The sequence below is a fragment of the Sulfitobacter maritimus genome (assembly GCF_013346665.1).
In the GTDB taxonomy this organism is placed as follows: domain Bacteria; phylum Pseudomonadota; class Alphaproteobacteria; order Rhodobacterales; family Rhodobacteraceae; genus Sulfitobacter; species Sulfitobacter maritimus.
In genome coordinates, this window is the sequence record NZ_JABVBB010000023.1 from 36250 (window position 1) to 62484 (window position 26235).

Annotated in this window: 28 protein-coding genes and 1 pseudogene; 9 read left to right on the forward strand and 20 right to left on the reverse strand. The window is 59.6% G+C overall.

The window, feature by feature from the left end; genetic code table 11:
- Nucleotides 1-9 precede the first annotated feature (9 nt).
- The 4 genes from HTT03_RS07395 to phnN all read left to right on the forward strand — a co-directional run bounded on the left by HTT03_RS07395 (nt 10) and on the right by phnN (nt 2946).
- A complete protein-coding gene (locus HTT03_RS07395; protein ID WP_174859258.1) occupies nt 10-879 on the forward strand; it encodes an alpha-D-ribose 1-methylphosphonate 5-phosphate C-P-lyase PhnJ in 870 nt (289 codons plus the stop codon).
- Nucleotides 876-1646 carry a phosphonate C-P lyase system protein PhnK gene (phnK, locus tag HTT03_RS07400; protein WP_174859234.1) on the forward strand — a complete coding sequence of 257 codons (771 nt, stop codon included), beginning with the start codon at nt 876-878 and terminating at the stop codon, nt 1644-1646. Before HTT03_RS07395 ends, phnK begins: the two co-directional genes overlap by 4 nt.
- 71 nt (nt 1647-1717) lie before the next feature.
- Complete coding sequence (gene phnL / locus HTT03_RS07405; RefSeq protein WP_174859235.1) at nt 1718-2401, forward strand: phosphonate C-P lyase system protein PhnL; 684 nt, start codon at nt 1718-1720, stop codon at nt 2399-2401.
- On the forward strand, nt 2398-2946 hold the full coding sequence (phnN, locus tag HTT03_RS07410; RefSeq protein WP_174859236.1) for a phosphonate metabolism protein/1,5-bisphosphokinase (PRPP-forming) PhnN: 549 nt from the start codon (nt 2398-2400) through the stop codon (nt 2944-2946). The genes phnL and phnN overlap by 4 nt, the downstream gene beginning before the upstream one ends.
- On the opposite strand, the gene HTT03_RS07415 is transcribed toward phnN, so the two are convergent.
- Nucleotides 2922-3599, reverse strand: coding sequence for a DUF1045 domain-containing protein (locus tag HTT03_RS07415; RefSeq protein ID WP_174859237.1), 678 nt, complete (start codon nt 3597-3599; stop codon nt 2922-2924). The genes phnN and HTT03_RS07415 overlap by 25 nt on opposite strands.
- 46 nt (nt 3600-3645) lie before the next feature.
- Between HTT03_RS07415 and HTT03_RS07420 the strand changes: the two genes are divergently transcribed.
- On the forward strand, nt 3646-4794 hold the full coding sequence (locus HTT03_RS07420) for an alpha-D-ribose 1-methylphosphonate 5-triphosphate diphosphatase (protein WP_174859238.1): 1149 nt from the start codon (nt 3646-3648) through the stop codon (nt 4792-4794).
- A gap of 160 nt (nt 4795-4954) precedes the next feature.
- Here the strand turns inward: HTT03_RS07420 and arsJ are convergent, their stop codons facing one another.
- The 9 genes and pseudogenes from arsJ to HTT03_RS07465 form a co-directional block, all read right to left on the reverse strand.
- Complete coding sequence (arsJ, locus tag HTT03_RS07425; RefSeq protein WP_174859239.1) at nt 4955-6229, reverse strand: organoarsenical effux MFS transporter ArsJ; 1275 nt, start codon at nt 6227-6229, stop codon at nt 4955-4957.
- Nucleotides 6226-7224: an ArsJ-associated glyceraldehyde-3-phosphate dehydrogenase gene (locus HTT03_RS07430; RefSeq protein WP_174859240.1), complete on the reverse strand. Its 999-nt coding sequence runs from the start codon at nt 7222-7224 to the stop codon at nt 6226-6228. Before HTT03_RS07430 ends, arsJ begins: the two co-directional genes overlap by 4 nt.
- On the reverse strand, nt 7221-8066 hold the full coding sequence (locus tag HTT03_RS07435) for an arsenate reductase/protein-tyrosine-phosphatase family protein (protein WP_174859241.1): 846 nt from the start codon (nt 8064-8066) through the stop codon (nt 7221-7223). The genes HTT03_RS07430 and HTT03_RS07435 overlap by 4 nt, the downstream gene beginning before the upstream one ends.
- 470 nt (nt 8067-8536) lie before the next feature.
- Nucleotides 8537-9001, reverse strand: coding sequence for a phosphatase domain-containing protein (locus HTT03_RS07440; RefSeq protein ID WP_174859242.1), 465 nt, complete (start codon nt 8999-9001; stop codon nt 8537-8539).
- Nucleotides 8998-9543: a histidine phosphatase family protein gene (locus HTT03_RS07445; protein WP_174859243.1), complete on the reverse strand. Its 546-nt coding sequence runs from the start codon at nt 9541-9543 to the stop codon at nt 8998-9000. Before HTT03_RS07445 ends, HTT03_RS07440 begins: the two co-directional genes overlap by 4 nt.
- Nucleotides 9540-10556: an MBL fold metallo-hydrolase gene (locus tag HTT03_RS07450; protein WP_246253382.1), complete on the reverse strand. Its 1017-nt coding sequence runs from the start codon at nt 10554-10556 to the stop codon at nt 9540-9542. Before HTT03_RS07450 ends, HTT03_RS07445 begins: the two co-directional genes overlap by 4 nt.
- 51 nt (nt 10557-10607) lie before the next feature.
- The gene (locus HTT03_RS07455) at nt 10608-11657 is read right to left on the reverse strand and encodes an ABC transporter ATP-binding protein (protein WP_174859245.1); all 1050 of its coding nucleotides are present in this window, start codon (nt 11655-11657) and stop codon (nt 10608-10610) included.
- Nucleotides 11645-13349 (reverse strand): annotated as a pseudogene (locus HTT03_RS07460) (ABC transporter permease). Before HTT03_RS07460 ends, HTT03_RS07455 begins: the two are co-directional and overlap by 13 nt.
- Complete coding sequence (locus HTT03_RS07465) at nt 13349-14317, reverse strand: ABC transporter substrate-binding protein (RefSeq protein ID WP_174859246.1); 969 nt, start codon at nt 14315-14317, stop codon at nt 13349-13351. Before HTT03_RS07465 ends, HTT03_RS07460 begins: the two are co-directional and overlap by 1 nt.
- 170 nt (nt 14318-14487) lie before the next feature.
- Between HTT03_RS07465 and HTT03_RS07470 the strand changes: the two genes are divergently transcribed.
- On the forward strand, nt 14488-15252 hold the full coding sequence (locus tag HTT03_RS07470; RefSeq protein ID WP_343035733.1) for a DeoR/GlpR family DNA-binding transcription regulator: 765 nt from the start codon (nt 14488-14490) through the stop codon (nt 15250-15252).
- Between the two features lie 333 nt (nt 15253-15585).
- Here HTT03_RS07470 and HTT03_RS07475 read toward each other — a convergent pair whose 3' ends face one another.
- The 10 genes from HTT03_RS07475 to HTT03_RS07520 all read right to left on the reverse strand — a co-directional run bounded on the left by HTT03_RS07475 (nt 15586) and on the right by HTT03_RS07520 (nt 23428).
- Nucleotides 15586-16026 (reverse strand): c-type cytochrome, encoded by a 441-nt coding sequence (locus HTT03_RS07475; protein WP_246253383.1) that lies wholly within the window; start codon nt 16024-16026, stop codon nt 15586-15588.
- Complete coding sequence (locus HTT03_RS07480; RefSeq protein WP_174859248.1) at nt 16008-17306, reverse strand: multicopper oxidase family protein; 1299 nt, start codon at nt 17304-17306, stop codon at nt 16008-16010. The genes HTT03_RS07475 and HTT03_RS07480 overlap by 19 nt, the downstream gene beginning before the upstream one ends.
- 175 nt (nt 17307-17481) lie before the next feature.
- Nucleotides 17482-17931: an ion channel gene (locus HTT03_RS07485; protein ID WP_174859249.1), complete on the reverse strand. Its 450-nt coding sequence runs from the start codon at nt 17929-17931 to the stop codon at nt 17482-17484.
- A 43-nt stretch (nt 17932-17974) separates the two neighbouring features.
- A complete protein-coding gene (locus HTT03_RS07490; protein WP_174859250.1) occupies nt 17975-18541 on the reverse strand; it encodes a helix-turn-helix transcriptional regulator in 567 nt (188 codons plus the stop codon).
- Nucleotides 18542-18609: 68 nt separating this feature from the next.
- On the reverse strand, nt 18610-19344 hold the full coding sequence (locus HTT03_RS07495) for a copper-binding protein (RefSeq protein ID WP_174859251.1): 735 nt from the start codon (nt 19342-19344) through the stop codon (nt 18610-18612).
- Between the two features lie 46 nt (nt 19345-19390).
- A complete protein-coding gene (locus HTT03_RS07500) occupies nt 19391-20749 on the reverse strand; it encodes a multicopper oxidase family protein (RefSeq protein WP_174859252.1) in 1359 nt (452 codons plus the stop codon).
- An 18-nt stretch (nt 20750-20767) separates the two neighbouring features.
- Nucleotides 20768-22219 carry a TolC family protein gene (locus HTT03_RS07505; RefSeq protein WP_174859253.1) on the reverse strand — a complete coding sequence of 484 codons (1452 nt, stop codon included), beginning with the start codon at nt 22217-22219 and terminating at the stop codon, nt 20768-20770.
- On the reverse strand, nt 22219-22512 hold the full coding sequence (locus HTT03_RS07510) for a hypothetical protein (protein ID WP_174859254.1): 294 nt from the start codon (nt 22510-22512) through the stop codon (nt 22219-22221). The genes HTT03_RS07505 and HTT03_RS07510 overlap by 1 nt, the downstream gene beginning before the upstream one ends.
- 82 nt (nt 22513-22594) lie before the next feature.
- Nucleotides 22595-22975 (reverse strand): hypothetical protein, encoded by a 381-nt coding sequence (locus HTT03_RS07515; protein ID WP_174859255.1) that lies wholly within the window; start codon nt 22973-22975, stop codon nt 22595-22597.
- A gap of 180 nt (nt 22976-23155) precedes the next feature.
- The gene (locus HTT03_RS07520; protein WP_093928486.1) at nt 23156-23428 is read right to left on the reverse strand and encodes a metal-sensitive transcriptional regulator; all 273 of its coding nucleotides are present in this window, start codon (nt 23426-23428) and stop codon (nt 23156-23158) included.
- A 98-nt stretch (nt 23429-23526) separates the two neighbouring features.
- Here HTT03_RS07520 and HTT03_RS07525 point away from each other — a divergent pair, with 98 nt between their 5' ends.
- The 3 genes from HTT03_RS07525 (at nt 23527) to HTT03_RS07535 (ending at nt 26062) form a co-directional block, all read left to right on the forward strand.
- Complete coding sequence (locus HTT03_RS07525; RefSeq protein WP_246253384.1) at nt 23527-24045, forward strand: DUF305 domain-containing protein; 519 nt, start codon at nt 23527-23529, stop codon at nt 24043-24045.
- Between the two features lie 16 nt (nt 24046-24061).
- Entirely contained in the window at nt 24062-24850 is a 789-nt protein-coding gene (locus HTT03_RS07530) for a MauE/DoxX family redox-associated membrane protein (RefSeq protein ID WP_174859256.1), read from the forward strand.
- A 168-nt stretch (nt 24851-25018) separates the two neighbouring features.
- On the forward strand, nt 25019-26062 hold the full coding sequence (locus tag HTT03_RS07535) for an IS5 family transposase (RefSeq protein ID WP_174857890.1): 1044 nt from the start codon (nt 25019-25021) through the stop codon (nt 26060-26062).
- Nucleotides 26063-26235: the final 173 nt, after the last annotated feature.

Consider the following 26235-nt stretch of genomic DNA (forward strand, 5'->3'; position numbering starts at 1 on the left):
GATACCGTCATGAGCGACTACAACTTTGCCTATCTGGACGAACAGACCAAGCGAATGATCCGCCGTGCCATCCTCAAGAGCTTGGCAATCCCGGGTTATCAGGTGCCCTTTGCCAGCCGCGAAATGCCAATGCCCTATGGCTGGGGCACCGGCGGAGTGCAGGTCTCTGCCGCCGTGCTGACGCCGGATGATACACTCAAGGTGATTGACCAGGGGGCGGACGACACGACCAACGCCGTCTCGATCCGCCGCTTCTTTGAAAAGACCGCCGGTGTCGCTGTGACCGAAGCCACTGCAGAGGCCAGCATTATCCAGACCCGGCACCGCATTCCCGAAGCGGAGCTGCGCGAAGATCAGGTGCTGGTCTATCAGGTGCCGATCCCCGAACCACTGCGGTTTCTCGAGCCTTCCGAAGTCGAGACCCGAAAGATGCACGAGCTGGAGGAGTACGGGCTAATGCATGTGAAACTCTACGAAGACATCGCCCAGCACGGTGCGATCGCCACGGCCTACGCCTATCCGGTCAAGGTCGAGGGCCGCTATGTCATGGACCCCTCGCCGATCCCCAAATTCGACAATCCAAAACTGGAAATGGCCGCGATCCAACTTTTCGGCGCGGGCCGCGAGCAGCGTATCTATGCGTTGCCGCCCCATACGCAGGTCGTCTCTTTGGATTTCGAGGATTACCCCTTCGAAGCCAGCAAAGCGGATCACCCCTGCGGCCTTTGCGGGGCCGAGGACAGCTATCTCGACGAGTTGATCGTCGATGATGAAGGCGGGCGTTTGTTCATGTGTTCGGACACGGACTATTGCGCTGCGCGCCAAGCCGTCGGGCATCGCGGGTCGGATGCGTCTCCAACTCTGGAGGGCGTGGCATGACTCCCCTGCTACAGGTCGAAGACATCGCGAAGTACTACGGCACCCGGATCGGCTGCACCGACGTCAGCTTTGACCTCTACCCAGGCGAGGTCATGGGGATCGTGGGGGAGAGCGGGTCGGGCAAATCTACGCTACTGAACACGCTGGCGGGACACCTGACGCCGGATCGCGGGGCGGTGCGGTTCGACACGCGCGCCGATGGGCTGCGCGACACGGTCACGATGAGCGAGCCGGAACGCCGAATGCTATCGCGGACGGATTGGGCCTTCGTCCACCAGCATGCCCGCGACGGGCTGCGCATGAATGTGAGCGCGGGCGGCAATGTGGGGGAGCGGCTGATGGCCGTGGGGGCGCGGCATTACGGCAAGATCCGCGCCACCGCCAGCGATTGGTTGGGACGTGTCGAGATCAATGAAGACCGGATCGATGACCGTCCGGCGTCCTTCTCTGGCGGGATGCAGCAGCGCTTGCAAATTGCCCGTAACCTCGTGACGGGTCCGCGGCTGGTCTTCATGGACGAACCCACCGGCGGGCTCGACGTGAGCGTGCAGGCGCGGCTCTTGGATCTACTGCGCAATCTGGTGCGCGAGATGGGGCTGAGCGCCATCATCGTGACCCATGATCTGGCCGTGGTGAGGCTCTTGGCGGATCGGCTGATGGTGATGAAGGACGGCCATGTGGTGGAATCGGGCCTGACCGATCAAGTGCTGGACGATCCTCAACATGGCTACACGCAGCTTCTCGTCTCAAGCGTGCTTCAGGTCTGACTGTGGAGCTCGATGCTTCCCAGGCCGAGAGAACAACGAGATTCAACAACAGGTTTAACAAGGCTGTACCCATGATACGCGTGGAAAATGTGAGCAAATCCTTCACCCTGCACAATCAGGGTGCGGCGGTGATCCCAGTCATGAGCGGCGGAGAGTTGAGCGTCGCGAAGGGCGAATGCGTGGCCCTGACCGGGGCCTCCGGAGCGGGGAAGTCCACCTTGATGCGGATGATCTATGGCAATTATCTGACCGCCGCGGGCCGGATCATGGTGGGCGATCTGGACGTCGCTCGCGCTTCCCCCCGCGAGATATTGATGCTGCGCCGCCATGTGCTGGGCTATGTCAGCCAATTTCTGCGCGTCGTACCCCGTGTGGCGACACTGGATGTCGTTGCCGAACCGTTGCGAGCGGTGGGCCGCAGCGAGGCAGAAGCCCGCGACCGGGCCCGCGAATTGTTGGCGCAACTCAATATCCCCGAACGCCTTTGGCAGCTAAGCCCGACAACTTTTTCCGGCGGCGAACAGCAGCGGGTCAATATCGCCCGCGGCTTCGCACATCCCTACCCTGTTCTGTTGCTGGATGAGCCGACGGCGAGCCTTGATGCCACAAACCGCGCAACCGTGCTGGCGCTGATCGAAGAAGCCAAGGCGCGCGGGACGGCAATCTTGGGCATTTTCCACGACGAAGCCGCCCGCAAGCAGATTTGCGATCGCGAAGTGGACGTGACCCGTTTCACCCCCGGAATGGCCGCATGAGCGGGCGCTTCATCGCAGTCGTGGGTCCATCGGGCGTGGGGAAGGACAGCGTAATGGAAAAGCTCGCCGAGGCGCGGCCCGAGCTGTTCCTTGTCAGACGCGCCATCACCCGGCCCGTGGACGCGGGTGGTGAGGAATTCGACGGAGTCAGCGAAAGCGCGTTTCTGCGACTGGAAGCACAGGGCGCCTTTGCGTTGAGTTGGGCCGCGCATGGGTTGCGCTATGGCATCCCGATCGCGGTGGAGATGGCCCTCTCGGAGGGGCGCGACGTGCTGGCGAACCTCTCCCGCGGCGTGCTGCCACAAGCGAAACGGCGGTTCGAACGAATTGAGGTGCTGGCGCTCACCGCCGACCCAGTGGTGCTGGCCGCACGGCTGCGGCAGCGTGGACGAGAGACCGAAGAGGAAATCTCCGCGCGCTTGAGCCGGGCCGAACATGCCCTTCCGGGTCAGATCCTGGCAACTGAAATCGACAACTCCGGCCCGCTTGCGCAGACCGTGGCGCTGGCGCTGGCGGCACTCTATCCCGAAAGTGTGGCGCGGTGAATCTCGTGGAACATACCGTCCTCGGCCTCCCCCACCAGCGCCAGGCTATCCAACATGAAGGGTTGTGGGAGATACGGGGTGAAATAGGTCATGAGCGCCGCGGAGACTCGCGCCTGTTCGGACTTGGGCAGTTTGCCGGTCAGGGTGATGTGAAAGCGAAACGCGTCCATCACATAAGGATAGCCCCATCGTTCAAGGTTCGCATCCTGCACCGGGGTCAGATTGGCCCGGCGGCGGCGTGCCAGATCGGCGTCCGACGGGGGCGCGCGAAAGGCATCGAGATTTGCGACCACTTTGGCCGCCATGGCGTCGAGCGCATTGCTGTCCCCCTCTGCAGTCAATGCGATAAACCGGCCCAGCCGGGAGAGTGTCAACCGCTCCAACGTGACCGGGGCAATCTGCGCGCAGAGCGCCGTGAACGCGAAGACAAGAGCTTCGGTAGTGGTACCGTCAGCCAAGCTGAAGGGCGGCTTGATCGTCGCGTGAAGCCCATATTTTCGCGGCTTTTCGGTGACGCCGCTGACGTCCAGCCCGGCCACCTGCGGATGCGCTACGCGCTGTCCGCGCGCCACATCCCAGCCGAGCCAAGCGGCTCCGACCTCGGCCAGACTTCCCTGCGGGGTAAAGTAGATCGCGTAGCGGTCGAACTTCATTCACTTCTCCTTGCATCCCTGGATGCGCAACAAGCGTGACGTTCTCATGACAAAAGAAACCATTCTCGCCAATGCGAAACTGATCCTTCCCGATGGCGCTATCACCGGCAGCCTGCTGCTACGTGACGGGGTAATCGCCGATATCGCCGAAGGTGCGACCGTCCCTAAAGGGGGGATCGATTGCGCGGGCAATTACCTTGCCCCAGGCTTGGTTGAACTGCACACCGACAACCTTGAGCGCCACATGAAACCCCGGCCCATGGTCGACTGGCCCCACCGCGCGGCGATTATCGCGCATGATCGGGAATTGGCTGGCACCGGGATCACAACGGTTTTTGACGCGATTCGGGTGGGTTCGATCGTTTCGGACGACGGGCGCAAGCGCTATGGCAAATACGCCCGCAACATGGCCGACGAAATTCTTATGATGCGCAACAGCGGCGCCTTGGCGATCAGTCACCATATCCATCTGCGTGCCGAGATCTGCTCGGAGACGCTGGAGGAAGAAATGGCCGAGTTCGGTCCCGACGACAAAGTCGGCATCGTCAGCCTAATGGATCACACACCGGGCCAACGACAGTTCCGTGACATGGAGAAGTTTGAGGAATACGTCTGCGGCAAGAACGGTCTGCCGCGTGAAGATTTCGGAGAATACGTGACCTTCCTGCACGGCTTGCAGCAGCGACTTGGAGCAAGACATGAAGCCTCAGCAGTGGCTGCAGCCGCGCGCTATGGCGCCGTTCTGGCCAGTCATGACGACACCACGGCCACGCAAGTTGCCACCAGCCATGGCCATGGCGTGAGTCTTGCCGAATTTCCCACGACCCGCGAGGCCGCCGAGGCGTGTCACAACCAAGAAATCGCCACGATCATGGGTGCGCCCAACCTCGTGCGTGGCGGGTCGCATTCTGGCAACGTAGCGGCCAAAGAGCTTGCAGAGCTTGATTTGCTGGACATCCTGTCATCGGATTATGTGCCAGCCTCCCTGCTTCTGGGTGCAGTGCGGTTGGGTAACCTATGGGGCAACATGGCGCGGGGTCTGGCCACCGTTACCCGCACGCCAGCCCATCATGTCGGCCTGACCGACCGAGGTGAAATCGCGATTGGGTCGCGTGCCGACCTGATTGAATTTCAGGTAACGAATGACGCTCCGATCTTGCAATCGGTCTTCTCCATGGGCGATCGCGTCGCGTAGACGTTTTTGCCATTTCCCTACCTTGCATTCGCCGTTTTTAAGCTGGCACGAGTCGCGGCCAAATCGCACAGTCGCACCCGTCGCGCGGACATCGACCGAATGGCAGAACCGGGTCTCGCTTCAGCCATCCTCAAGATCCGCTTCGGAACTCAAAAATAGCTTAGGCTGTAGACCCCCGAAGATCAGCGCGCAGGAACCCGGCCGCAAAAGCCGCGCAGGCGACCATGAACGTCGCCGTTCCCAGCATCAGCGACAGCCCTCCAAGCTGATAGGTCATGCCAGACAGTACTGTCCCCATAAGCCGCCCTCCCGCGTTTGCCATGTAGTAGAACCCGACATCCATGGTGACCCGCTCCGCTTCCGTGAAGGCGAGGATAAGGTAGGAATGAAGCGCCGAATTGATCGCGAAGATTGCGCCAAAGACGAGCAAGCCTCCTACCAAAACGGCGGTAAGCCAGGTTTGAGGGCCATCAGATGCCAGGGCCGCGGTCGTCAGGATCGCCGGAACGGCCGCAAGAGCCCAGGCCCAACCCTTCGCGGCAAGCACCAAGTCACTCTCTGGCCGGGAGGACGCGTTCAGAATGCGCGGGGCGGCGGCCTGAACAAGACCGTAGAGGATCACCCAGACCGCCATGAACGTCCCGATCATGAAAAAGGCTGCTCGGTTCCCGGTCACGGTTCCGTCAGACAACACCGCGTAGAAATAGATCGGAATACCAACCACGAACCAGACGTCGCGTGCCCCGAACAGAAACACACGCGCCGCCGACAGCCAGTTCACGTTCGAAGACTTGGAGAAGACTTCCGAAAACTTCGCCCCCTTGCGGCCCTTCGGCAGACCCGGCGGCATCGCGAACAACACGGCCACCAGAATAATGGCCAGGATCGCTGCCATTCCAAGAACGGCCCAGACAAATCCGAGCGTTGCCAGCAGCGCAGCCCCCAGCAGGAAGCCAAGGCCTTTCACCGCGTTCTTCGAACCGGTGAGCACCGCAACCCAGCGAAACAGCCCGCCATTTTCGGAGGGAGCCAATAGCTTTACCGCCGACTTCGAAGACATTTTCGCCAGATCCTTGGCCACGCCGCTGGCACCTTGAACCACCATGACATAGGCCACGGAAGCGCCAATGGCCCAGGTCGGATCGAGCTGCGCCAAGGCAAGCAGTGCCAAAACCTGAAGCCCGAGACCGGCATAGAGCGTTGAGGTCAACCCGAAGCGAGCCGCGATCCACCCGGCGCAGAGGTTGGTCACCATGCCTGCAACTTCATAGAGCACGAAGAGATAGGCGAGCTGCACCGGGCTGAACCCCAGTGTGTGGAAGTGCAGCAGGACCAACATTCTAAGCGCGCCGTCCGTCAGCATGAAGGCCCAATAGGCCGCCGTGACAGCGATATAGGCCGACAGCCCCTCTGGCCGCGTGGGGGTATCGGTCACAGGGATGCTCCGACCATCAGCGCCACATCGACAAGACGGTGCGCGTAGCCCATCTCGTTGTCGTACCAGGCATAGATTTTCACCTGTGTGTCGTTGATGACCATTGTCGACGGTGCATCCACGATGCTGGAGCGTTCATCATTGGTATAGTCGGTCGAGACGAGCGGTCGTTCTTCGTAGCCCAAGATACCCTTCAATTCGCCCTCAGCCGCTGACTTGAAGAGGGCGTTGACCTCTTCGGCTGTGGTTCCGCGCGCCACCTCGAAGACGCAATCGGTCAGAGAGGCATTCAACAGCGGGACCCGGACTGCGTGCCCGTTCAGCCGCCCTGTCAGCTCCGGATAGATGAGCGTGATCGCAGTGGCACTGCCCGTCGTCGTCGGGATCAGTGAGTTCAGGGCCGAGCGTGCGCGGCGGAGATCCTTTGCGGGGCGGTCGACAATGGTTTGCGTATTTGTCACATCATGGATCGTCGTTATCGAACCGTGTTTGATGCCGAGATTCTCGTGGATGACCTTTACGACCGGCGCAAGGCAGTTGGTTGTGCAGCTTGCCGCTGTCACGATCCGATGTTTGCCCGGCTCGTAGATGTGATGGTTCACACCGTAGACGATATTGGCGGCATCCGCGTCCTTCACTGGGGCCGAGACGACCAACTTCGCCACACCCGCTGCGAAGTAGGGCGCGGGCTTTGCCTCGGACTTGAAGACCCCGGTGCAGTCGATCACGACATCCACGCCGTCCAATGGCAGGCCTTCAATGTTTTTTGTTCCGATGAACGGAAGCCGCGTGCCATCAACAGTCACGCTGTCCGCATCATGTGAAAATTCGGCTTTCCAGCGCCCATGCACCGTGTCGAACTCCAAAAGATGGGCGTGCATCTCCGGATCGCCCACGGCGTCGTTGATCCAGGCGATCTCGGCCCCGTTTTCCAGCAATGGCTTCAGGGCAAGTTTGCCGATCCGGCCGAGGCCGTTGAGGGCGTATGTGGTCACGCGGAGGCTCCTTCATTCGTTTGTGCGATGGTGTCGACGGCCTTCTGCAACCCGATCCGGTCGAGAGACGAGATAGGCAGGGCTGTGAAGGCTTTGATGCGGTTCAAGAGCGCGCCGTAGCTCTGCTGAAAGGCCAAGCTCTTTTCGGCGTCAGAGCCCGTGGCTTTGACAGGGTCGGGCATGCCCCAATGCGCACTGACGGTTTGGCCAGGCCATGCGGGGCATTCTTCATTGGCCGCCTGATTGCAGACAGTGAAGACGAAGTCGAACGCGGGCGCCCCCTCGCCCTGAAAGACCGACAGGTTCTTTGACTCCAGAACTGACGTATCATGCCCTTTCTGCTCCAGAACTTCGAGCGCGAAGGGATTGAGCTCAGATCTTGGCTTGGTGCCTGCAGAGTAGGCCACGAACCTGTCTCCTGCTTCCTTGCGCAGGATCGACTCTGCAAATATCGAGCGCGCGGAATTGCCGGTGCAGATGAAGAGGACATTGTACTTGCGATCCGTCATGGGACTGTCTCCGTCGAAGCCAATAGCGGCAAAGGTGGAACACAGGTCCGGGCGACCGCGACAGCAGTCGCGCAGCAGGTAGTCGAAGGTCTCGCGGGCTGCATTCATGTCAATCGCATAGCGCAGCGAGGTTCCGACACGCTCCTGAGTGACTAAGCGCGCCTGCATGAGTGCCTTTACGTAGGTCGAAAGCGTGTTCGGCTTGAGGTCGAGCGTCAGCGCCAGCTCGGTCGCCGGAACACGGTCCGGATACCGGCGCATGAGCAGCCGGAACACGGCCAAGCGTTGCGGATGGCCGAGGGTCGAGAGGCGATGTGGGATCTCTTGTTCCATTATTCATGTATTATTGGATTTTAACACTGAGTGCAAGACATGTTTTAGGCGCCCCAGACGTGTGCTCGGTGCATCGCAAAATCGGATTGCTTAGGGTCCCGGCTCGGCGGTCATCGCTGCAAACGTCAAATTCCGCTTGGGCCGCTCCTGCCGAGTCAGCTACGCTGCAACTGCGAAGAGCTCCGGCCCTCGTGCGGTCAAGCTGGACTCTTTGCCCCTTTCGCTGCTTTAGAATGTTCGAAATAGCTGCCGAACGTCCGCTTTCTATTAGAACAGGACTATCCTGTTCAGCTGCGGCGAAGGTCTGCTCTCCGCCGTAAAGCGCCAATTTACCTGATGGTCAGACAGCAATCGTTCGCCGCGTCAAGCAAGAGCATTAGCATAGCGACCGGTCCTTCAGCCGGTCTCGCTCCAGCTACACAATTTTCAGGAAAACAAAGGCCAATTGAGTAGCGTCTTTTGACCTAACTCTAAAAGTCCCCCGGAGCGCATTGCAGACATATCAACCCTTCAGCGCGCCATGCCTCGACCACAGAGCTACGATCATCGATCACCAACCAAGGCTTGAAGCCGTCCGCCTGCATTTCTTTCAATGCGCGTCGTTTCACTTCGGGGTCGGTGGCTTCATCCTGATCTTCGGCGCGCAGGTATATCCCGTCGAAAGGCAGATCGTGTTTGCGGAGCCATGCAATCGTATGTGCAGCCCAGCCCTTTGGCCGTCCGGAGCAAATTAGAATGGTTTCACCGCTTTCTTTTAATCGTCGCATCAACTTTGCGACTGGGCCAATCAGTGCGGCATCTGCCATTGCGAGGTGGAAGTCGCCCCAGTGTTTTTCCACGCCATGCACAAGATGGCCCAGACGCTCTGCGTCGAATTCAGCAAGGGTGCCATCGACATCAAAAACCACACATGGGGTCGATGCGGTTTGGGTCATAGGGTTTGCTCCAGTAGTTTATTCTCGGTGATTTCGAATAAGAGGGGTGTCGCATTGGGCGGACGCTGGCCAACATCACCCGTTGTCCAGAGCACGCGTGCGGCGCGGATGACACCGGAGTGACATACAAGGACCGGCAAGGCCGTCGGAGACGCTGCGCAAATCTCTCTTATCGCGATCTGTACCCGCTTGAGCATATCGGGCCAGCTTTCGCCTCGGTCCGGAGTGGCTTCCCTGAGGGGCTGATCGCTCAGCGGTCGCCCTTCGAAGACGCCCCAGTCTCGCTCACGCAACCCGTCGTGCAACTCAATTCGCTGACCCGGAAAGGCGAGCCGCGCCGTATCCTGCGCCCGTGACATCGGACTGGCGTAGATCGCAATCGGTTCTGGCCAGATTCTTTGTGATAGCAAGCAGGCCTGATCGCGGCCCAGCTCGGTCAGCGGCACATCGGTTACCCCGGCGATGATCTCGTCTGCATTGGCGGTCGTCTCGCCGTGGCGGATCAGGCAAAAGCTGCGCGATGGCAAAGCCGCGGCGGTCATAGGCGCACCCGATCGTGAAAGAATACCTCGGCGTCGAGCCCTTCGACGAGGTAATCTTCGGGCTGGGTGCAAAATGCAGGGGCAAAGCGTTTTGCACCGAGGCGTTCCAGCATCTTGCGCTGATCGCGCAGCGGTGGGTGGACGTTCCAACGCTGAAAATATCCGCCCGGTACGCTGCAGATGCCCCGTGCGTGTGCCGTCATATGGCCTGTGAACACGACATGCGCGTCGCGCCCCAGACGCCCGCTTTCATGCCAAGCCCGCACATATCCCCAAGCAGCACCGCCATCGGCGTTGGGTGTGTCGCAGATCAAGAACCGCGCCTGCTCCATCGGGCCGCGATCCAACAGCGGGGCGATGAGGCGGGCCTCGGCACTCACACCACCGCTGCTGAGTGCAGCGCGCAGCGTATCTTGGCATTCAGGATCCAACATCACGCTTTCGCAGCCGTAGCGCCGCACAAGATGCAGCGCCATCTCGCCCGCCCGGCCAGAGGGGGGGACGGGCAAAAGCACCTGACCGTTGACTCTGTCGAGCAAGGCATTCAGCGCGTCGAACCGATCCGACTGTGGCACATCATCAAGGTGATAAGAGCAGTCCAAAATCGCGGTCGCCGCAGGGGGTGGCGCATCAAAAGTGAACCAATCGGATTCCTCCGACCAGTCGCCAGAATAGAACAGCCCTTCGCCCAGATCGAAGTGGAACCAGACGCCGCCCATCGCATGGCCGTTGCGCCCGGTGGTCAGGGTGACGCCATTGATCGCCGTCTGCCCCTGTTCGGGCAGCAGTTGGACATTGGCTGCGGGCGGCAGGGCTTTGGCCGTTTGCGCCGTGGCATAGATGGGCAGACCCGCTTCAACCGCATGCGACGCGCCGCCGATATGGTCGATGTGATCATGGGTGATGAATACCGCCTCAGCCCCTTCAAGCCACGCGGGATCGAAATGCGCGTTGGCCTCAGGGCCGAAACCGCAATCAAGCAGCCATATCCGATTATCCACGGTCAATTGCATGCACGCGGGGCCTTTGTCCCCGATGCCGGAAAGTAGTCGTATGCTTTGCATTTAATCCTCTGAAAAGGCCCAAGGGGTGGTGATTGTCAGGCCCAGCTGCGCGCCGACGTCAAAGCGGGCGCGGGTTTCTGCAAACAGGCGCGCACCGCAGTCGGTCACCGTTTCCAATAGGTATTTTCCGCCCATATAGGTGACCCGCGCGACCTTGCTCCGCAGATCGCCACTCTCAGAAATGGTCAGGTTTTCGGGGCGTAGGCAGACATGGCTGACCCGCGTCTCAGCCCTTGCGGACTGAACCGCAACTTCGGCGCCCAGTATTCGCGCCTGACGGGCCTCTCCGGCCTGCGTGGCCTCTTGCACCGGCACCACGGTGCCGCGCCCGACGAATTCAGCAACAAAGCGGTTTTTAGGCCGTTCATAGAGGGTTTGCGGTGTGTCGAACTGCTGAATGCGGCCCTGATCCATCACGGCGATCCGATCGGCCATCGCCATGGCTTCGGCCTGGTCATGAGTGACATAGACCATTGTGGCCCCGGTGCGCTTGTGAAAATCGGTAAAGACGCCCTGCATCGTGGCCCGCAACGCCACATCAAGGTTGGCCAAGGGCTCATCCAGCAGCACGGCACAGGGATCAGAGACAAGGCAGCGTGCCAAAGCCACTCGTTGCCGTTGTCCGCCCGAAAGGTCAGAGGGCATGCGATCAGCGTAGGTCTCAAGCCCCGTCGAGGCGAGCGCCGCATCGGTGTGTTTTGCAATCTCGAACTTGGAAAACCTGCGGATCTCAAGCGGGTAGGACACGTTCCGCCGCACCGACATATGCGGCCAAAGCGCGTAGGATTGAAACACAAACCCGATGTTGCGCTCTTCGGGCGGCAGGTTCACCCCTGTTTGAGCATTGGCCATTTCGCGGCTGCCAATGCGGAGTTGACCGCTGCTGGGCTTCTCGAACCCCGCCAAGATGCGCAGAAGAGTGGTCTTGCCACAGCCCGACGGCCCCAAAAGTGCGATAAATTCGCCGTCCTCAAACCGGGTTGTGATGTCTTGTAGGGCAGGGGTGCCTGCGAATGTCTTGCTGACCGAAGACAGGTTTATGTCTGCCATGGGACAACTCCTTTTGGAAAGCGGCGGGAAAACAGCTGGATTAGCGCCATGAGGACGATGACCACAAAGACGATGGTCATTGCCAAGGCGCTGGCCATGCCGGTTTCGCCACTGTCATCGAGGTTGAAAATCACCACGCCCAATGTCTCGGTGCCCGAGGACCACAAGAGCGCGGAAACCGTGAGTTCATTGAACGCGGTGAGAAACACAAGGATCGCCCCCGCCGCTGCCGCTGGGGCCGAAAGCGGAAAGATCACATCGCGCAGCCGACGGTAGAGGGAGGCACCGACCGATTGCGCGGCCTCATCCATAGCAGGATCGAACTGTTTCAGGCTTGCCTGAACCGGGCGGAACATCACCGCGAAGAACCGCGCGAGATAGGCCAGAAAGATGATCCAAATGGTGCCATAAAAGCGTGGCTTCGGTGAAAGGCAGCTTGATCAGCAGCAGGATCATCGCGATCGACAGGACAACACCCGGCAGGGCGTAGGGCAGATCGAGCAGGCTGTCGAACAGCCGCGCGACCCGCGTTTTGCGTCGTTCCATCAGCCACGCAAGAGGCAGGCAGATTGCCGCCAAAACCGCAGAGGCGCCTGCGGCCAGTCCAAAGGAGTTGGCGAAGGCACGCGAAGTGACAGGTTGGCGGAACAATACCTCGTACCAAGATGCAAGCGTCACCGTGTCAAAGCGCAGGGTCACGCCATAGGCAGGCACGAGTGACGTCGCCAAGAGGCCGAACATCGGCAGGACGAGGATGGCAAAGACCACGGCCCATAGAAGTATCTCAACCGGCAAACGGGCCGCCCCCAAGGGCAGGGCCAGCGGCCGCGAGGTGCTGCCCACAAGATGCAATTTTTGGTGCGATTGGCATAGGCGCTGCAATAAGATGCCCGCAACGGCGACCACCCCGATCAGCATGGCCAGAACTGAAACCTCGGCCAGAACGGTCGTGCCCATGCCGGCCAGCTTTTGATAGACCAGCGTCGACAGCGTCGCATAGCCTGCAGGAATACCCAACATCGCGGGAATGCCAAAATTGCCAAGCGCGGTGACAAAGGTAATTGCCGTGCCCGCCGCGAGACTGGGCAAGGTCAGGGGCATGACGACCTGCCACCATGTGCGCAGCCCTCTGGCACCGCTGATGCGGGCGGCCTCGACCACATCTTGCGGGATGGATCGCAGGCCCGCGCGAAGGGTCAGGAAGATGATCGACATATGCTGGATGCCCAGCAACAGGATGATGCCCTCGGGCGAGTAAAGTGGCTGGGGCGCGCCAAGCGGGGGGGCAATGCCCAATGTCTTTAGCAAAACCGAAGACGGCCCCATGATCTGGGTCCATGACAGCGCGGTGATCTGCGGCGGGATCATCATCGGGATCATCAGGCAAAAGACCAAAGCCGCCTTGGCCCGCAGGTCTGTCAGCGCCACCAAAAAGGCAAAGGCCGCGCCAAGCACCAGCGACACCAAAGTGCCAAAACCCGCCGTGACCAGCGAATGCTTAAGCGCACTTAGAGTCGAGGGTTGCGCCAGTACATCGCGCATAAGGGTCAGACTGGGGCTGCCTTGATCCGTGACACCTTCGACAAACAGGCGCAGGACCGGCGCAAGCGTCAGACAGATGGCGACGATCAGAATGGCAGAGAGCAGCCGGGCCTCGGTCCGGCTGCCTCCAGTTTGTTGTGCGGCACTCATCATTCAGCGCCGAAAAGCTCTGCGAATTTGGCCTTGTTGGTGTCGGCATTTGCGAGGGCCTCGGCAGGGTCAAAGGCCATCAGTTTGATGTCTTCGCGGGCGGGGAACCCTTCGGGGACGCCCATACCGTCACGAGCAGGGATATAGCCCATGTCCAGAACCAATTCTTGGCCTTCAGTGCTGAGCAGAAAGTCGACGAATTTCTCGGCACCTTCGACGTTCTTGGCAGAAGACATGATCGCCACCGGCTCGGTCACATAGGAGACGCCCTCTTCGGGAAAGACGAAATCAACCGGGGAGCCATCGGCTTTGTTGCGGATCGCAAGGAAGTCGACGACCATACCATAAGGCTTCTCACCCGAAGCCACGGCTTTGAAGATGCCGCCGTTGCCACCCTGCGCGCGGGCCTTATTCGCGGCGAGGTTCTCGTAATACTCCCAGCCCAAAGTCTCATCGCCGGTCAGCGTGGCAAGGTGGATCAGCGCGGCACCGGAATAGAGCGGAGAGGGCATCGCGATTTGCCCTTTGATGGCTTCGTCCGAGAGGTCGGTCCACGAGGTCGGCGCGGTCTCGACACCTGTGTTGTAAACGATCCCGGTGGTGATCAATTTGGTCGAGTGGTAATAGCCTTCGGCAGAATGCAGCGCCGCGTCATAGTCACCGGCTTCGGGCGATTGATAGGCGGTCAACAGACCCTCTTGCGCCATGCCTTCCAGCGTCACAGTATCGGCGATCAGCAGGACATCGGGCTGCGGGTTGCCCGCTTCGATCTCGGCGCGCAGGCGGGCCATCAGTTTGGTTGTGCCGTCGCGGACCCAATCAACTTCGGTGCCAGGGTTGGCAGCCATAAATGCGTCCACGGTTCTCTGCGCATCCGCGTTCGGCTGCGATGTGTAGAGGGTGATCGTATCGGCCATGGCCGTGCTGGCCAAAAGCGCGAAAGCGGTGGATGTAACGAAGGATTTCATGGAACTCTCCTGGGGTTTTTACTTTCGAACGAAAGCAGTTCACGAGAGCCTTATCCCTGAGTTTTCTGACAGTTTTGTAACGGTTCTTTGAAACTTTTATTTATATTGCGGGGCCTGAGCTCATTTCCTAACCTATCGAAAATTATGATTATTTTTCGAAGGAAATGACCGTGCGACGGGATATTACCCAGAGAAGAGACGAGATTATTGCCCTACTCTCCAAGCGCGAAACGCTGTCGGCATCCGAGCTTTCGTCCGAGCTTTCGGTTTCGGTACAAACCATACGAGCCGACCTGCGCGATCTTGACGAAACGGGACTTGTCCAGCGCCGCAATGGCTATGCCCGGCTGCGCCAGCAGAGTGAGAACATCGGCTATCTGCCACGCGAAGGCATCGCGCGACAGGAAAAGCAGCGCATCGCATTAGCGGTAAAGGGTCTTATTCCCGATGGCGCACGGGTGGCCTTGGGCACCGGCACAACGGTAGAAGCCTGCGCGCGGTTCTTGGCTTCGCATAAAGATCTTTTCGTCGCGTCCAACAGCATTCACGCTGTCTGCGCCCTGCAACAAGCCCCTGGCGTTGCTGTTGAACTGGCAGGCGGAACCGTAAGAATGCGCGATCTGGATATGATCGGCACGTCAGCGCTCAATTTCTTTTCACGGTATCGGGTTGATTATGCGGTGTTCAGCTGCGGCGGCCTTTCCGAAGAGGGCGAGGTACTGGATTACAACGCCGACGAAATGTCCGCCCGCAAGGCCATTGCCGGCTGTGGGAAGAAGAGCATTCTGGTGGTGGACAGCACGAAGAACGGATTGGACCTGCCTTTCCAGATGGGTCACGCTTGGGACTTTGATGTGATCGTGACAGGGGCACGTTTTTCAGCATCGGTACTTGATAGCTGCTCTCGACATGGCTGTCAGATTGTCCAAGTTTGACACCCTCGTTCGCTGGCTAACCTGCACGTCAGCCCGTCACATCCTCTGGAAGAGTATTGGCATGGAACAATGTCCGCTTGCAGGTGCTGGGATGCTGCGTCCGGCCTATTTTTGGAGGTCGGTTTACGGCCGTTTTCGACAGCGTGATATTGGGCGGGAAGCGGCCGTTAGCGGTCGTTCGATCAAGTTTCAGCGAATGACCGAAACACCCTCTATCGACCGAAGCCGAGGCTTGGACGAATGGTCGCATTCTCTGGTCATTTAGGTCGCTCATCTAAGCCCCTACTGCCTCGATGTCAGTTTAGGGCCCAGCTCCAGAAAAGCTGCCGGCTCTCAATGTGGTCGATTTCGGCTGGCCTGAGCAGCTTTTGAGCGCGGTGGCCAGGTCGACCTGATATAAGCAAGTATGGTCCAAATATCTTCGTCTGAGATTACCTCACCGAAGGCGGGCATGCCGCTGTTGAAACCCTTCACGCCCCGGGCCGCCAGCGCAACCTCGCCCCCGAGTTTGGTGTAGTCGAACAGCAGCGTATTATCATGGTGCCAAGTATGCCCCGTTGCATCATGCGGCGGCGCGGGCAGCACACCATCTTCGTCTGGGGTGCGCCAGTCGGGCTGTCCTTCGAGGTCTGCGCCATGACAGGCGGCGCAGTGCTCGGCGTAGAGCGAGCGCCCCGCGACGGGATCGCGGCCGTCGAGTTCGTGATCGGCCTGCGCTGCTGATGCGGCCGCACAGAAAAACAAAGCAGCCCGTTTCATGCAACTTCTACCCATGTGCGCATCCCTCCGATCGCGTGGCTCAACATATGACAATGGATCAACCAGCGCCCCGGATTGTCGAAAACGCAGAGAACATCGCGGCTTTCCCCGGCAGCGACCAAGGTTGTATCACGCAGATCGCCGATGCTCCCGTCTGGGGCCACCTCATAGAAGTGGTGCCCATGCAAATGAATGCCATGTGGAAAAGCGGTATCATTAACCAAGGTGATCCGCACCGTTTCGCCGCGTTCGATGATGGCAAAGGGGTCCTGTGGCAGGTCCGAGACATCGTTGAAGGACCAGATATTGGCACCGCCGTGCCGACCGCCCATGGCACCGCCCATCATGGTCAGCGTCAGGTGCTGGGAGGGGGCGCCCGGTGCCGGGAGGTCCGGTGCCGCCAAGGTCGGCAGAGGCCCCGACTGCCGATCCGTATTCTCGCCAGAGATGGACAATTCGGCCAGACGGTAAGGCGCCTGTCGCGTGGGCATGTCAAAGCCGACCGGGCCGGTGACATCGACGATCAGATCGGCCCGCTGGGCCGGCGCCAGAACGAGGTCAGAGAACGCGCGAGGTTGGCGCAGTGCCATGCCGTCCAAGGCGACAACCGAACCAGAGACGCCAGAGATGCTCAGGGGGAAAATACGATTGGTCGCCGCATTGATCAGCCGCAGGCGGATGCGATCACCTTGCTTCACCTCGCTCCGCGATAGGAAACCGCGGGCAAAATTGCCCATATAGCCCGCATGGGCGACGCTATGCATATCGGTGAATTCATCAACAAGGCTGCCATCTTCGTTGATGATCCAATCGGACAGGATCACGGTGATGTCATGATCCAGATCGAGAGGGGCGTCGTCTTCGACGATCAGCGGCCCCATCAAGCCGCGCGCCACCTGCTCTTGCGAGATATAATGCGAATGATACCAATAGGTCCCCGCATCGGGTGGCACGAAGCTGTAAGTTTTGCTGTCACCGGGGTCGATCAGATCTTGCGTCAGCACCGGGACACCGTCCATCCGGTTTTCCAGTCGGATGCCGTGCCAGTGAACGGCGGTGCCCTCTTGCATGGCATTCTTGACCTCAATCGATGCCCGCGCACCCCGTCTAAGCCTGATCTCTGGTCCCGGCATCGAGCCGTTGAACCCCAGCATTGCGGTGGTGCCTTCGCCTTCGGGAAGGATCTGCTGACTTACTGTTTCTGCCTTCAACTTCAGTGGCGTCACGCCAGCAAAGCTTGGAAGGGGCAGAACCGCAGTGGCGGAAACACTGGCGAGGAATTGTCTTCTGTTCATGTCATGCCTTATCGGGGTGATTTGCGATCAATGCTGCCACGGGGCACAGGGCGCGCCGATGTCCGAGGCGTGTAGGTATGTCCTGCAGGGGCCAATTCCAACTGTCGATGACGGGTTGGGGGTGGAGCGCCTATGCGCTCTCTATCGGGAAATAGAATGTGTCGAACCACTTGGGTCATCCCTTCTCTGACAAGGGGGCGCGTCCCCCCATGATCTGCAGCACGAAGCTTCCTGACGCCGTGATCATAAGAAAGCCGTGAAATGCCTCTATCCCGCTGGTGAAGCGCAGGTGCCCCACGGGGGTCAGGTCGCCGCGTCCCAAGGTGGTGAAGTTGACCAGTGAGAAATAGAAATAGTCCATCATCGTGATTGGCTCATCCGTTGTTCCGGAAGCGTTTAGCGCGCCACTCTGCAAACCCTGCACCGCCCAGAGGAAGAACAGCGTATAGATGAAAGCCTCAATCACATGGGCAAAAGTAATGGCGCCGACCGCCAAGCCAAGGTTCTGGCCATGCGCAGTTCTTTTGCGTTGCGCGATGGTATCCGACACCCATTTAAGGACGAAATAATGGATTGTCGTGCAGATGCCGACAACCAGAATTGATAGAAGTATTGCTTGGATCATGACGAGCTACCTGTTTTGTTTGCGGGAGCTTCCCCTCAGGCGGTTATGCCGGGGCGGCTGTTGATTTGGGGGCAGCCACATGCGAACGCTCAGCCGCAGTTTGCGGGGCGTCCGCCGGCACCCATGCGTCATCCATCAAATCCTCAATGAATGTGCTGAGCAACTGCGTGCGCCCGGTGACGGCAGCCTTGCGATAAATCGCGTTTGTCTGCGCCTTGATCGTCCCTTCAGAGGTGCCGCGCAGCTCCGCAATGTCGCGGGTGCTCAGGCCCTTGACCAGAAAAACAGCGACGTCCCGCTCTGCGGGTGTCAGACGCCAGTCGGTGAAGTGCTGCGTCATTACCATCGAGAACTCCGAGGTGCATCGGCGCATCTTCTCTTCGGCGAGCCGGGCCCGTTGCAGACTGGTCCTGAGGGCGATCCAGCCAAGCGCCACGCCGAGGTTCAACCCGATGGCCAAGATCGTTTGCTGATACTCATGGCTCTGCCAGATCAGAAAATCAGGCTCCATTCCCATAGCGTCCAACAAGAAGCAGACGGTAAAGAAGATCGCCACAATGGCCTGCAGTGCTGCGATGGCCCAGAGGGCGATGGTTCCACGCGTTTTCATAGCTCGAAGTGCCTTATTATTATGAAAAGTGCATGGCCGGCTCGTTCAGCCAGCCATGCGATTGGCGCTTACTTCATCTCAGTCACAGTCAATTTGCCTTTGACACGGTCGGCTACGAACTCGATGTTCTGGCCTTCTTTCATTTTAGCAATCAGCGCTTCATCGGCTTTGAACACCATAGTCATCGACGGCATATCGAGGTTTTCGAGCGGGCCGTGGATGATGGTGACCTTATTGCCCTTAGCGTCGACCTTCTTGATCTTCCCGGATGAGTAGACGGCAGGTGCCGCGGGAGCCTCATCAGACTGAGCGACGGTGATCGGCCCATGCATGCCGGATTCGTAGTGGCCGGGGATCAGGCAGGCGAACTCAAAGCTGCCTTCATTGGCGAAGGTCCAGATCACCTCGCCTTCCATGCCAGAGTCGAGACGGACCGAGTTCGGGTCATCATGCTCCATGTCCATCTTGGCCATGGCTTCCTTGTGCTCTGCATTGCCCTCCATCGTGTCGACCACGAACTCATGCTCGATCTCGCCTTTGTTAGTGACGTTGAAGCGGATGGTCTCGCCTTTCTTGATGTCGAATTCTGCGGGCTCAAAAATCATCTCGCCATCGTCGGTTTCGCGCATAGTTACATCAATGGTGCGATCCACATTGGCGGATTTGCCCGGCATGCCGGCCATCATTTCCTTGTGCATGTCACCGTGGCCGTCATCGTCATGGCCGCCCCCATGGGTGCCTGCGGCAAAGGCCGGGGAGGTGATTAGAAGGCTGAGGGCGGTCGAGAGAAGAAGTTTATTCATGGTGTTTCCTGTATGGTTGTAGAGGTGATTATGGTCTGAGGGGCGCTTAGCCCTTGGAGGTTGGTTTCGGCGTGATCTGGGTTTTCGGACTGTGGTTCTGCGCAAAGTCCGGCAGCTCTCCCGTCCATTCATACGCCTCGGTGCCCGGAGGATTTTCATACCAGCCGGGATCTTCGTAGTCGTCCGCGTCGATGCCTTGGCGCACCTTCACGACCGAGAACATGCCGCCCATTTCCAGCGGGCCATGCGGCCCCCAACCGGCCATCATCGGCACGGTGTTGTCGGGCAGCGGCATCGACATTTCGCCCATATCCGCCATGCCGGCCGTGCCCATAGGCATGAACTCGGGCTGCACGCGGCGGACCTGACGGGTCATGTTCGAACTGTTGGTGCCGATCAGCGTCGGGACGTCATGACCCATCGCATTCATCGTGTGATGCGACTTATGGCAATGGATCGCCCAGTCGCCCAGATGGTCGGCTACGAACTCATAGGCGCGCATGGCGCCCACGGGGATGTCGATGGACACCTCGGGCCATTGCGCTGTTTCCGGCACCCAGCCGCCATCGGTGCAGGTAACCTTGAAGTCATAGCCATGCATATGGATCGGGTGGTTCGTCATCGTCAGGTTGCCGACCCGGACGCGGACCTTGTCACCCTGATTAACGACCAGCGGGTCGATGTCAGGGAAGATGCGGCTGTTCCATGTCCATAGGTTGAAATCAGTCATCGTCATGATCTTCGGGATGTAGCTGCCCGGATCAATGTCGAAGGCGTTCAGCATAATCAGGAAATCCCGATCCACGCGCATGAAGTCCGGATCCTTGGGGTGGACCACGAACATGCCCATCATGCCCATCGCCATCTGCACCATCTCATCGCCATGCGGGTGATACATGAAGGTGCCGGATTTGGTCAGGTCGAACTCATAGACAAAGGTCTTGCCCGGCGGGATGCCAGGATGGCTGAGCCCGCCGACGCCGTCCATGCCGGAGGGCAGGATCAACCCGTGCCAATGCACCGTCGTATGTTCGGGCAGGCGGTTGGTGACATAGATGCGCACCCGGTCGCCCTCGACCGCCTCGATGGTCGGGCCGGTGGACTGTCCGTTGTAGCCCCAGAGCCGCGCGACCATCCCATCGGCCAGTTCGCGCTCCACCGGTTCGGCGACGAGGTGGAATTCCTTCACACCGTTGTTCATCCGGTGCGGCAGGGTCCAGCCGTTGAGCGTGACTACCGGGTTATAATCCGGCCCGCTGGTGGGACGGGTCGGGGCTTGGGTCAGCGCGCTGTCCATCACCGCGGCTTCGGGCAGGCCCATGTTCATGGTCTGGCCCCATGCTTTGGAGGACACGAGCGTTGCTCCCGCAGCACCGGCCCCCAGCAGTTGACGTCTGTTAATCATCTGGTTGCTTCCTTGTCTTTAATGTCCTGCGCCGCCACCGGCGGCAATCTGTGTCTCTCCGCCGGCGCTTCCACCGCCGTAGATCGCGGCGGTCAGACCGGCAGAGGCCAGCCAGAACTCACGCTTGGCATTGGCCGCCTCAAGCTGGCTTCCGATCTTTTCGCGGGCGTCGTTCAACAGATCGAAGGTGCTGGTGATCATGCCGTTGTTGCTGAGCAGAGCCTCCTCATCGATGGTGCGGCGCAAAGGCAGCACCACGTCTGAGTAGTGCCGTGCGATCTGGTGGCTTGACCGGTAGGCCGTAGCCGCTGCGCGTGCTTCGGAACGGACATTAACCGCGCGTTCAGCCAGCACGTTGGCCGATTGGAGATAGCTAAGTTCGGCCTTGCGCAGCCGCGCCTTGCCGCTGTCAAAGATTGGGATGACGAACTCGAACTCGAACTGCGGCGAGATGCTGGTCTCGACTTCTCCATCCTCTTCTTCACGCTCTATCTCGGCACCGGCGATGACTTCGAGGTCCGTCAGAGTGCGGGTGGCATCGGTCAGGCCGTAGGCTTTCGCCGTTGCTGCCAACCCCAGCCGAGCGACTTCCAGATCAACACGATTGGCCAGTGCCAGCCGTTCGATGCCCCTGTGGCTGCTGACCGTATTCGGCACGCGCGGAAGGGAATCAGGCACGTAATAGGCCACGTCCTGCCCCCAGAGCCCCATGAGCCGGGTCAGCTGTTCCTTGGCCAGTTCCGCATCCAGCCGCGCCTGCGCCAGCTGTCCGGCCATTTCGGCGTTGAAGGCCTGCTCGCGCGCCTGCGCAGCTTTGTTGAGCGCGCCCGTCTTGCCCAATTGCTGCGCCAGTTCCGCCGCCGCATCCGTGGTGACGGCGGCACGCTTGAGGTAGCTGACCGTCTCGAAGGCGGCGACGGCATTGATCCAAGCCTCCCGCGTTTCATTGGCCAGCGCCAGCGTGTCGCTGACCGCCTGCATCTGTGCGTGCTGGAACTCCGCTTCGGCAGCGGCGATGCGCTGTTTGTGGGTGCGAGCATCCAGCAGGTTTACGGCGATCATGCTTTCCAAGGCACGGTAGAGCCCGACCTCAGGCGCGCCGATGCCCAGAAGACCGATCGAGACGACGGGGTTCTCGGGCGTGGATTGTTGCCATGCTTCCGCTGCGGACAGACCGATCTGCGCGTAAGATGCCTGAAGCCCCTTGTTGTTCAAAAGTGCGACCTGCACCGCGGTTTCGGCACTGATCGTTTTGCCCTGCACCATGGCGCGGACCTGTTTGGAGGCGGCGACGGTCTCGGCCTGCGACTGCGCCCAGACAGTGCGTTTGCCGATGGCCTTGGAGGTGCGTGCCTCCACGGTGGCAAAGCCAGCATCACGGGCCGAGAAACTCACCGGCAGGTCCGTCGTCGTGCAGGCGCCCAAGATCAGTGGTGTAATGACGGCGGCGGTTTTCAATTTCCAACGCATCAGTGGTTCATCCCCTGCATATCCATCCCCTGCATAGCTGCCTGTTCAGCGTTCAATCGTCGCCAATCGAGCGGCTCCACCACGCCGCGACGACGGTAGCCTGCAAAGGGTTGCTCTTCGGCGGGCGAGGCACTGCCGCGCGTGCTGTTGTCGGCGGCGGTCATCGCGGAGACTTCGGGAAGAGGCGTGGGCTGCTGCACATAGGCGGCAGTGACATCGGGAAACGGGGGGAGCGTCGTGGCGCAAGCCCCGAGGGTCAGGGACATCGCCCCTGCAATCAGTGGTAATTTCATTGGTTTTTTGCCTGAGAAAGAGGTGATCTTACCCGCGGCGGGAAACCGCGGATGCAAAGGCCGTCAGGGGGCCGGGATCAACTCAGGCTCGAGGTGGACGCAATTGGCCCGTGGGCTGGCCAGAGGCGACAGAGTGAGACACGCTGGCATATTCAACGGATCGCACCGCCGTCATCTTGGCATCCTGCGAAGTGGTCAGCGCCGCCGTCAGGCAAATGCCACCACAGCAAGGCTCGCCTTCGAAACTTTCTGGTATGTCTGTCAGATCAGGTCGGGCCGCAGCATCTTGTTGCAGGTCTGACGCTGCGCTCATCTGGTGGCCAGCGTGATGCGCTGCCTGCGCGCTCTCATGCATCCCGCTTTGCGCGTGAACCGACGAGGGCGGCAGGAGCAACAGACCACAAGCCAAAACCACGCCGAGAAGGACGCGACAGAGGTTTGATATGTTTGTCAAAGAACGCATTGAAGATAGCAGTGTCGCAAGTCGCAGAGCCTGTCAACGTGTCCAGCGCGGGAGGGTTTGCGATTTTCTGGCGGAAACCGGCCGAAAGTGCGGGGCAGCGGATTGGCGCTCCGACCCGAAGAGAAGGCCAAAGGCGCTGGCTATGGTGCCAGAGCGCGATGGGCATTCGGTCCGAAACGCCTACTTCGACGCCTTTTGCAAAAGACCAATCAACTCGTCAAACTTGGCGCGTTGTTCTTCCGGGTCGCCGCTGGCAATCGCAGCCTCGACGCAATGCTGAGCGTGGTTCTCCAGCACAAGCTTTTCGACCCCCAGAACGGCGGATCGGATTGCCGCAGTCTGTGCTAAGATGTCCATGCAGTAGCGGTCGGCCTCAACCATTTTCGCGATGCCGCGCACTTGTCCTTCGAGCCGCGCCAGGCGATCCAGCGTCTTTTCCTTGTTAGCCTTCATGAGGCGTCGCTCCATTCGGGATTTGTTGCCGATCGGATAATATACCCCATATGGGTATAAGACGATGGCACACATTGGCAATTTAGGAGGACAATACAATGGATTCAAAGAATAAGCACGACGATCGCACAAGCAGCGGCTATGGCCGGTTCTTTGCGATGATCGGCACCTCGACGGTCGTGATGTATGGCCTGATGTATCTCAACACTTATGCGCTTGACCATGTCTTCTTCTCCCAGACGCGGATGTGGATGGCGCTCTATATGGGCGGGGTAATGGCAATCATTATGCTCGCCTTCATGCTCGGCATGTATTCCAATCGAAAGACGAATTTTGCGATCTTCACTGGTGCCGCCATCGCCTTTGCGGCTGGTGTCTACTTGGTCCGGTCGCAAGATACGGTAGGCGACACCGCTTGGATGAAAGCTATGATCCCGCACCATTCAATCGCGATCCTGACCAGCGAACGGGCAAACCTGTCCGATCCGCGCGTGCGCGAACTGGCCGACGCGATCATCGAGGCGCAGCGCAGCGAGATCGAAGAGATGAAGCTCTATATCGAAGATATCGAAGCAAACGGGGATGCAGCGCCTGGCACTTCCCGCACCAAACCCTGAGATCAAGGAGCATATCATGCCCAGAGACACCCGTGATGTTGCAGACGTAACAACTGATCCGGCCTCCTCCGCGACAGGGAAAACCGCCGTGCTTTACCGCATGGCCCTGCCAAACCATCTGTGTCCTGCGGGGCAGAAGGCGCGATGGCTTTTGGAGCGCAAAGGCTACGAGGTCGATGACCGCCTGTTCCGCGCGCGGTCTGAAGTCGACGCGTTCAAGGCGCAATACGATGTTCCCACGACCCCGCAAGTCTGGATCGAAGGGAAGCGCGTTGGCGGCTATGACGCCCTGCGCCAGGAACTTACCGACTATGACCCTACGGCGACCACTTACAAACCGGTGATCTATCTCTTCGCCGTTGCTGCGACCACAGCGCTTGCTCTGTCCATCGGCTTTCTTGGCGCGATCACGTGGCAGACGCTCGGTTGGTTCATTTCGGTCTCGATGATCCTGCTGGGGATGCAGAAGCTGAGCAATATCGAAAGCTTCACGACGATGTTCCTCAACTACGACCTGCTGGCACGTAAATGGGTGCCATATGCCTACGTTTATCCATGGGTTGAAACCGGGGCGGGCGTGTTGATGACCGGTATGTTGCTTACCCCATTTGCCGCTCCGGCTGCGCTCTTCATCGCCACGGTTGGCGCAATTAGCGTGTTCAAAGCCGTCTACATCGACAGGCGCGAGTTAAAATGCGCTTGCGTTGGGGGTAATTCGAACGTGCCGCTCGGATTTGTGAGCCTGTCCGAAAATCTAATGATGATGGGCATGGCCATCGTGATGTTGGCCAAGATGTTTACCTGAAGGTCGGGCGCAGCATCTTGCGCTTAGCACGAGTTCGCAGGGCGGAAATGGTCAACTGAAGCAAACGTGCATGGCACAAGTGTTTGTCTTAGGGGCACCTCTAAAAATTGCCCCAACCCCGGTGCTGCGTTATCTTTGATGGGACGAACCGGCACAGGGGAGACGGCAATGACGCAGATGGGTTTCTTTGATCTTTCCGACCGCTATGCGAGCCTTGACGCGAAGAAGGACCCATTGGTTGAGATCGATGCGGTCGTGCCGTGGGAGGAGTTTCGTTCTATTTTGGATGAGGTTTGGCGCAAGCCTGATGCGGAGCGCAAGTCGCGCGCAGGCCGCAAGCCGATGGACACTGTGCTGATGTTCAAGACGCTGGTGCTGAGCGCACTCTACAACCTGTCGGACGATCAGATCGAATATCAGGTCCGTGACCGGCTGTCCTTTATGAGGTTTCTGGGACTTAGCCTTGCGGACCGGGTGCCGGATGCAAAGACGGTGTGGCTGTATCGCGATGCGCTGGCGCAGGCGGGCAAGGTGGAAGAGCTGTTTCGTCAATTTGACGGGTATTTGGCGCGGCAGGGGTATATCGCTCGGGGTGGGCAAATTCTTGATGCCTCTATTGTGGCGGTGCCGCGCAATCACAACACGCGCGACGAGAACGCGTCAATCAAGAAGGGCGAGAACCCCGAGCATTGGGAAAACAAGCCCGCCAAGCGCAGCCAGAAGGACGTGGACGCGCGCTGGACGAAAAAGCACGGCAAGAGCCATTACGGCTACAAGAACCATGTGAACGTCGACCGAAAGCACAAGCTGGTCCGGCGCTATCACGTCAGCGATGCCGCGCTGCATGACAGTCAAGCGGTGGATCACCTGCTGATGCGAGGCAATACCGGCTCCGGTGTGTGGGCGGATGCGGCCTATCGGTCCGAGGAGACGGAGGCGAAATTGCGCGCGCGGAAGCTGAAAAGTCACATCCACCGTAAGGGGAAACGCGGCAAACCTCTCACAGATCAGGCCAAGGGCAGCAATCGGACCAAATCCACCGTTCGGGTCCGGGTGGAACATGTATTCGGCGCACAGACCAACGACATGGGTGGCACCCTTGTGCGTAGCATTGGTCTGGTGCGAGCCAAGGCCAGGATCGGGATGAAGAACCTCGCATATAACATGCGACGCCTCGTTCAACTGCGCCGCATCAACCCGTGTCCGGCGTGAATACCGGGCGATCCAAGAACCGATCACGCGTCAAAGCATGACAAACAAGGCTTGAAGGCCGCAATACAGCGGCTGCGAGGCTCTGCCAATTGCCAGACGAAAGCCACGATCCTGCTTCAGGCCGCCCGCACCGCCAAACTACCAAAAATTGTTCAAAAATCGAGGTGCCCTTA

What these genes read in the sequence shown, in the direction of transcription:
- phnN (WP_174859236.1), top strand. Translation starts at nt 2,398, where the DNA reads ATGAGCGGGCGCTTCATCGCAGTCGTGGGTCCATCGGGCGTGGGGAAG.
- HTT03_RS07500 (WP_174859252.1), bottom strand. Translation starts at nt 20,749, where the DNA reads ATGATTAACAGACGTCAACTGCTGGGGGCCGGTGCTGCGGGAGCAACG.
- HTT03_RS07490 (WP_174859250.1), bottom strand. Translation starts at nt 18,541, where the DNA reads ATGAAAACGCGTGGAACCATCGCCCTCTGGGCCATCGCAGCACTGCAG.
- HTT03_RS07535 (WP_174857890.1), top strand. Translation starts at nt 25,019, where the DNA reads ATGACGCAGATGGGTTTCTTTGATCTTTCCGACCGCTATGCGAGCCTT.
- HTT03_RS07440 (WP_174859242.1), bottom strand. Translation starts at nt 9,001, where the DNA reads ATGACCCAAACCGCATCGACCCCATGTGTGGTTTTTGATGTCGATGGC.
- HTT03_RS07515 (WP_174859255.1), bottom strand. Translation starts at nt 22,975, where the DNA reads ATGCGTTCTTTGACAAACATATCAAACCTCTGTCGCGTCCTTCTCGGC.
- HTT03_RS07525 (WP_246253384.1), top strand. Translation starts at nt 23,527, where the DNA reads ATGGATTCAAAGAATAAGCACGACGATCGCACAAGCAGCGGCTATGGC.
- HTT03_RS07435 (WP_174859241.1), bottom strand. Translation starts at nt 8,066, where the DNA reads ATGGAACAAGAGATCCCACATCGCCTCTCGACCCTCGGCCATCCGCAA.
- HTT03_RS07415 (WP_174859237.1), bottom strand. Translation starts at nt 3,599, where the DNA reads ATGAAGTTCGACCGCTACGCGATCTACTTTACCCCGCAGGGAAGTCTG.
- HTT03_RS07505 (WP_174859253.1), bottom strand. Translation starts at nt 22,219, where the DNA reads ATGCGTTGGAAATTGAAAACCGCCGCCGTCATTACACCACTGATCTTG.
- HTT03_RS07395 (WP_174859258.1), top strand. Translation starts at nt 10, where the DNA reads ATGAGCGACTACAACTTTGCCTATCTGGACGAACAGACCAAGCGAATG.
- HTT03_RS07495 (WP_174859251.1), bottom strand. Translation starts at nt 19,344, where the DNA reads ATGAATAAACTTCTTCTCTCGACCGCCCTCAGCCTTCTAATCACCTCC.
- HTT03_RS07465 (WP_174859246.1), bottom strand. Translation starts at nt 14,317, where the DNA reads ATGAAATCCTTCGTTACATCCACCGCTTTCGCGCTTTTGGCCAGCACG.
- phnK (WP_174859234.1), top strand. Translation starts at nt 876, where the DNA reads ATGACTCCCCTGCTACAGGTCGAAGACATCGCGAAGTACTACGGCACC.
- HTT03_RS07420 (WP_174859238.1), top strand. Translation starts at nt 3,646, where the DNA reads ATGACAAAAGAAACCATTCTCGCCAATGCGAAACTGATCCTTCCCGAT.
- HTT03_RS07530 (WP_174859256.1), top strand. Translation starts at nt 24,062, where the DNA reads ATGCCCAGAGACACCCGTGATGTTGCAGACGTAACAACTGATCCGGCC.
- HTT03_RS07485 (WP_174859249.1), bottom strand. Translation starts at nt 17,931, where the DNA reads ATGATCCAAGCAATACTTCTATCAATTCTGGTTGTCGGCATCTGCACG.
- HTT03_RS07480 (WP_174859248.1), bottom strand. Translation starts at nt 17,306, where the DNA reads ATGAACAGAAGACAATTCCTCGCCAGTGTTTCCGCCACTGCGGTTCTG.
- HTT03_RS07475 (WP_246253383.1), bottom strand. Translation starts at nt 16,026, where the DNA reads ATGGGTAGAAGTTGCATGAAACGGGCTGCTTTGTTTTTCTGTGCGGCC.
- HTT03_RS07520 (WP_093928486.1), bottom strand. Translation starts at nt 23,428, where the DNA reads ATGAAGGCTAACAAGGAAAAGACGCTGGATCGCCTGGCGCGGCTCGAA.
- HTT03_RS07445 (WP_174859243.1), bottom strand. Translation starts at nt 9,543, where the DNA reads ATGACCGCCGCGGCTTTGCCATCGCGCAGCTTTTGCCTGATCCGCCAC.
- HTT03_RS07455 (WP_174859245.1), bottom strand. Translation starts at nt 11,657, where the DNA reads ATGGCAGACATAAACCTGTCTTCGGTCAGCAAGACATTCGCAGGCACC.
- HTT03_RS07510 (WP_174859254.1), bottom strand. Translation starts at nt 22,512, where the DNA reads ATGAAATTACCACTGATTGCAGGGGCGATGTCCCTGACCCTCGGGGCT.
- HTT03_RS07450 (WP_246253382.1), bottom strand. Translation starts at nt 10,556, where the DNA reads ATGCAATTGACCGTGGATAATCGGATATGGCTGCTTGATTGCGGTTTC.
- phnL (WP_174859235.1), top strand. Translation starts at nt 1,718, where the DNA reads ATGATACGCGTGGAAAATGTGAGCAAATCCTTCACCCTGCACAATCAG.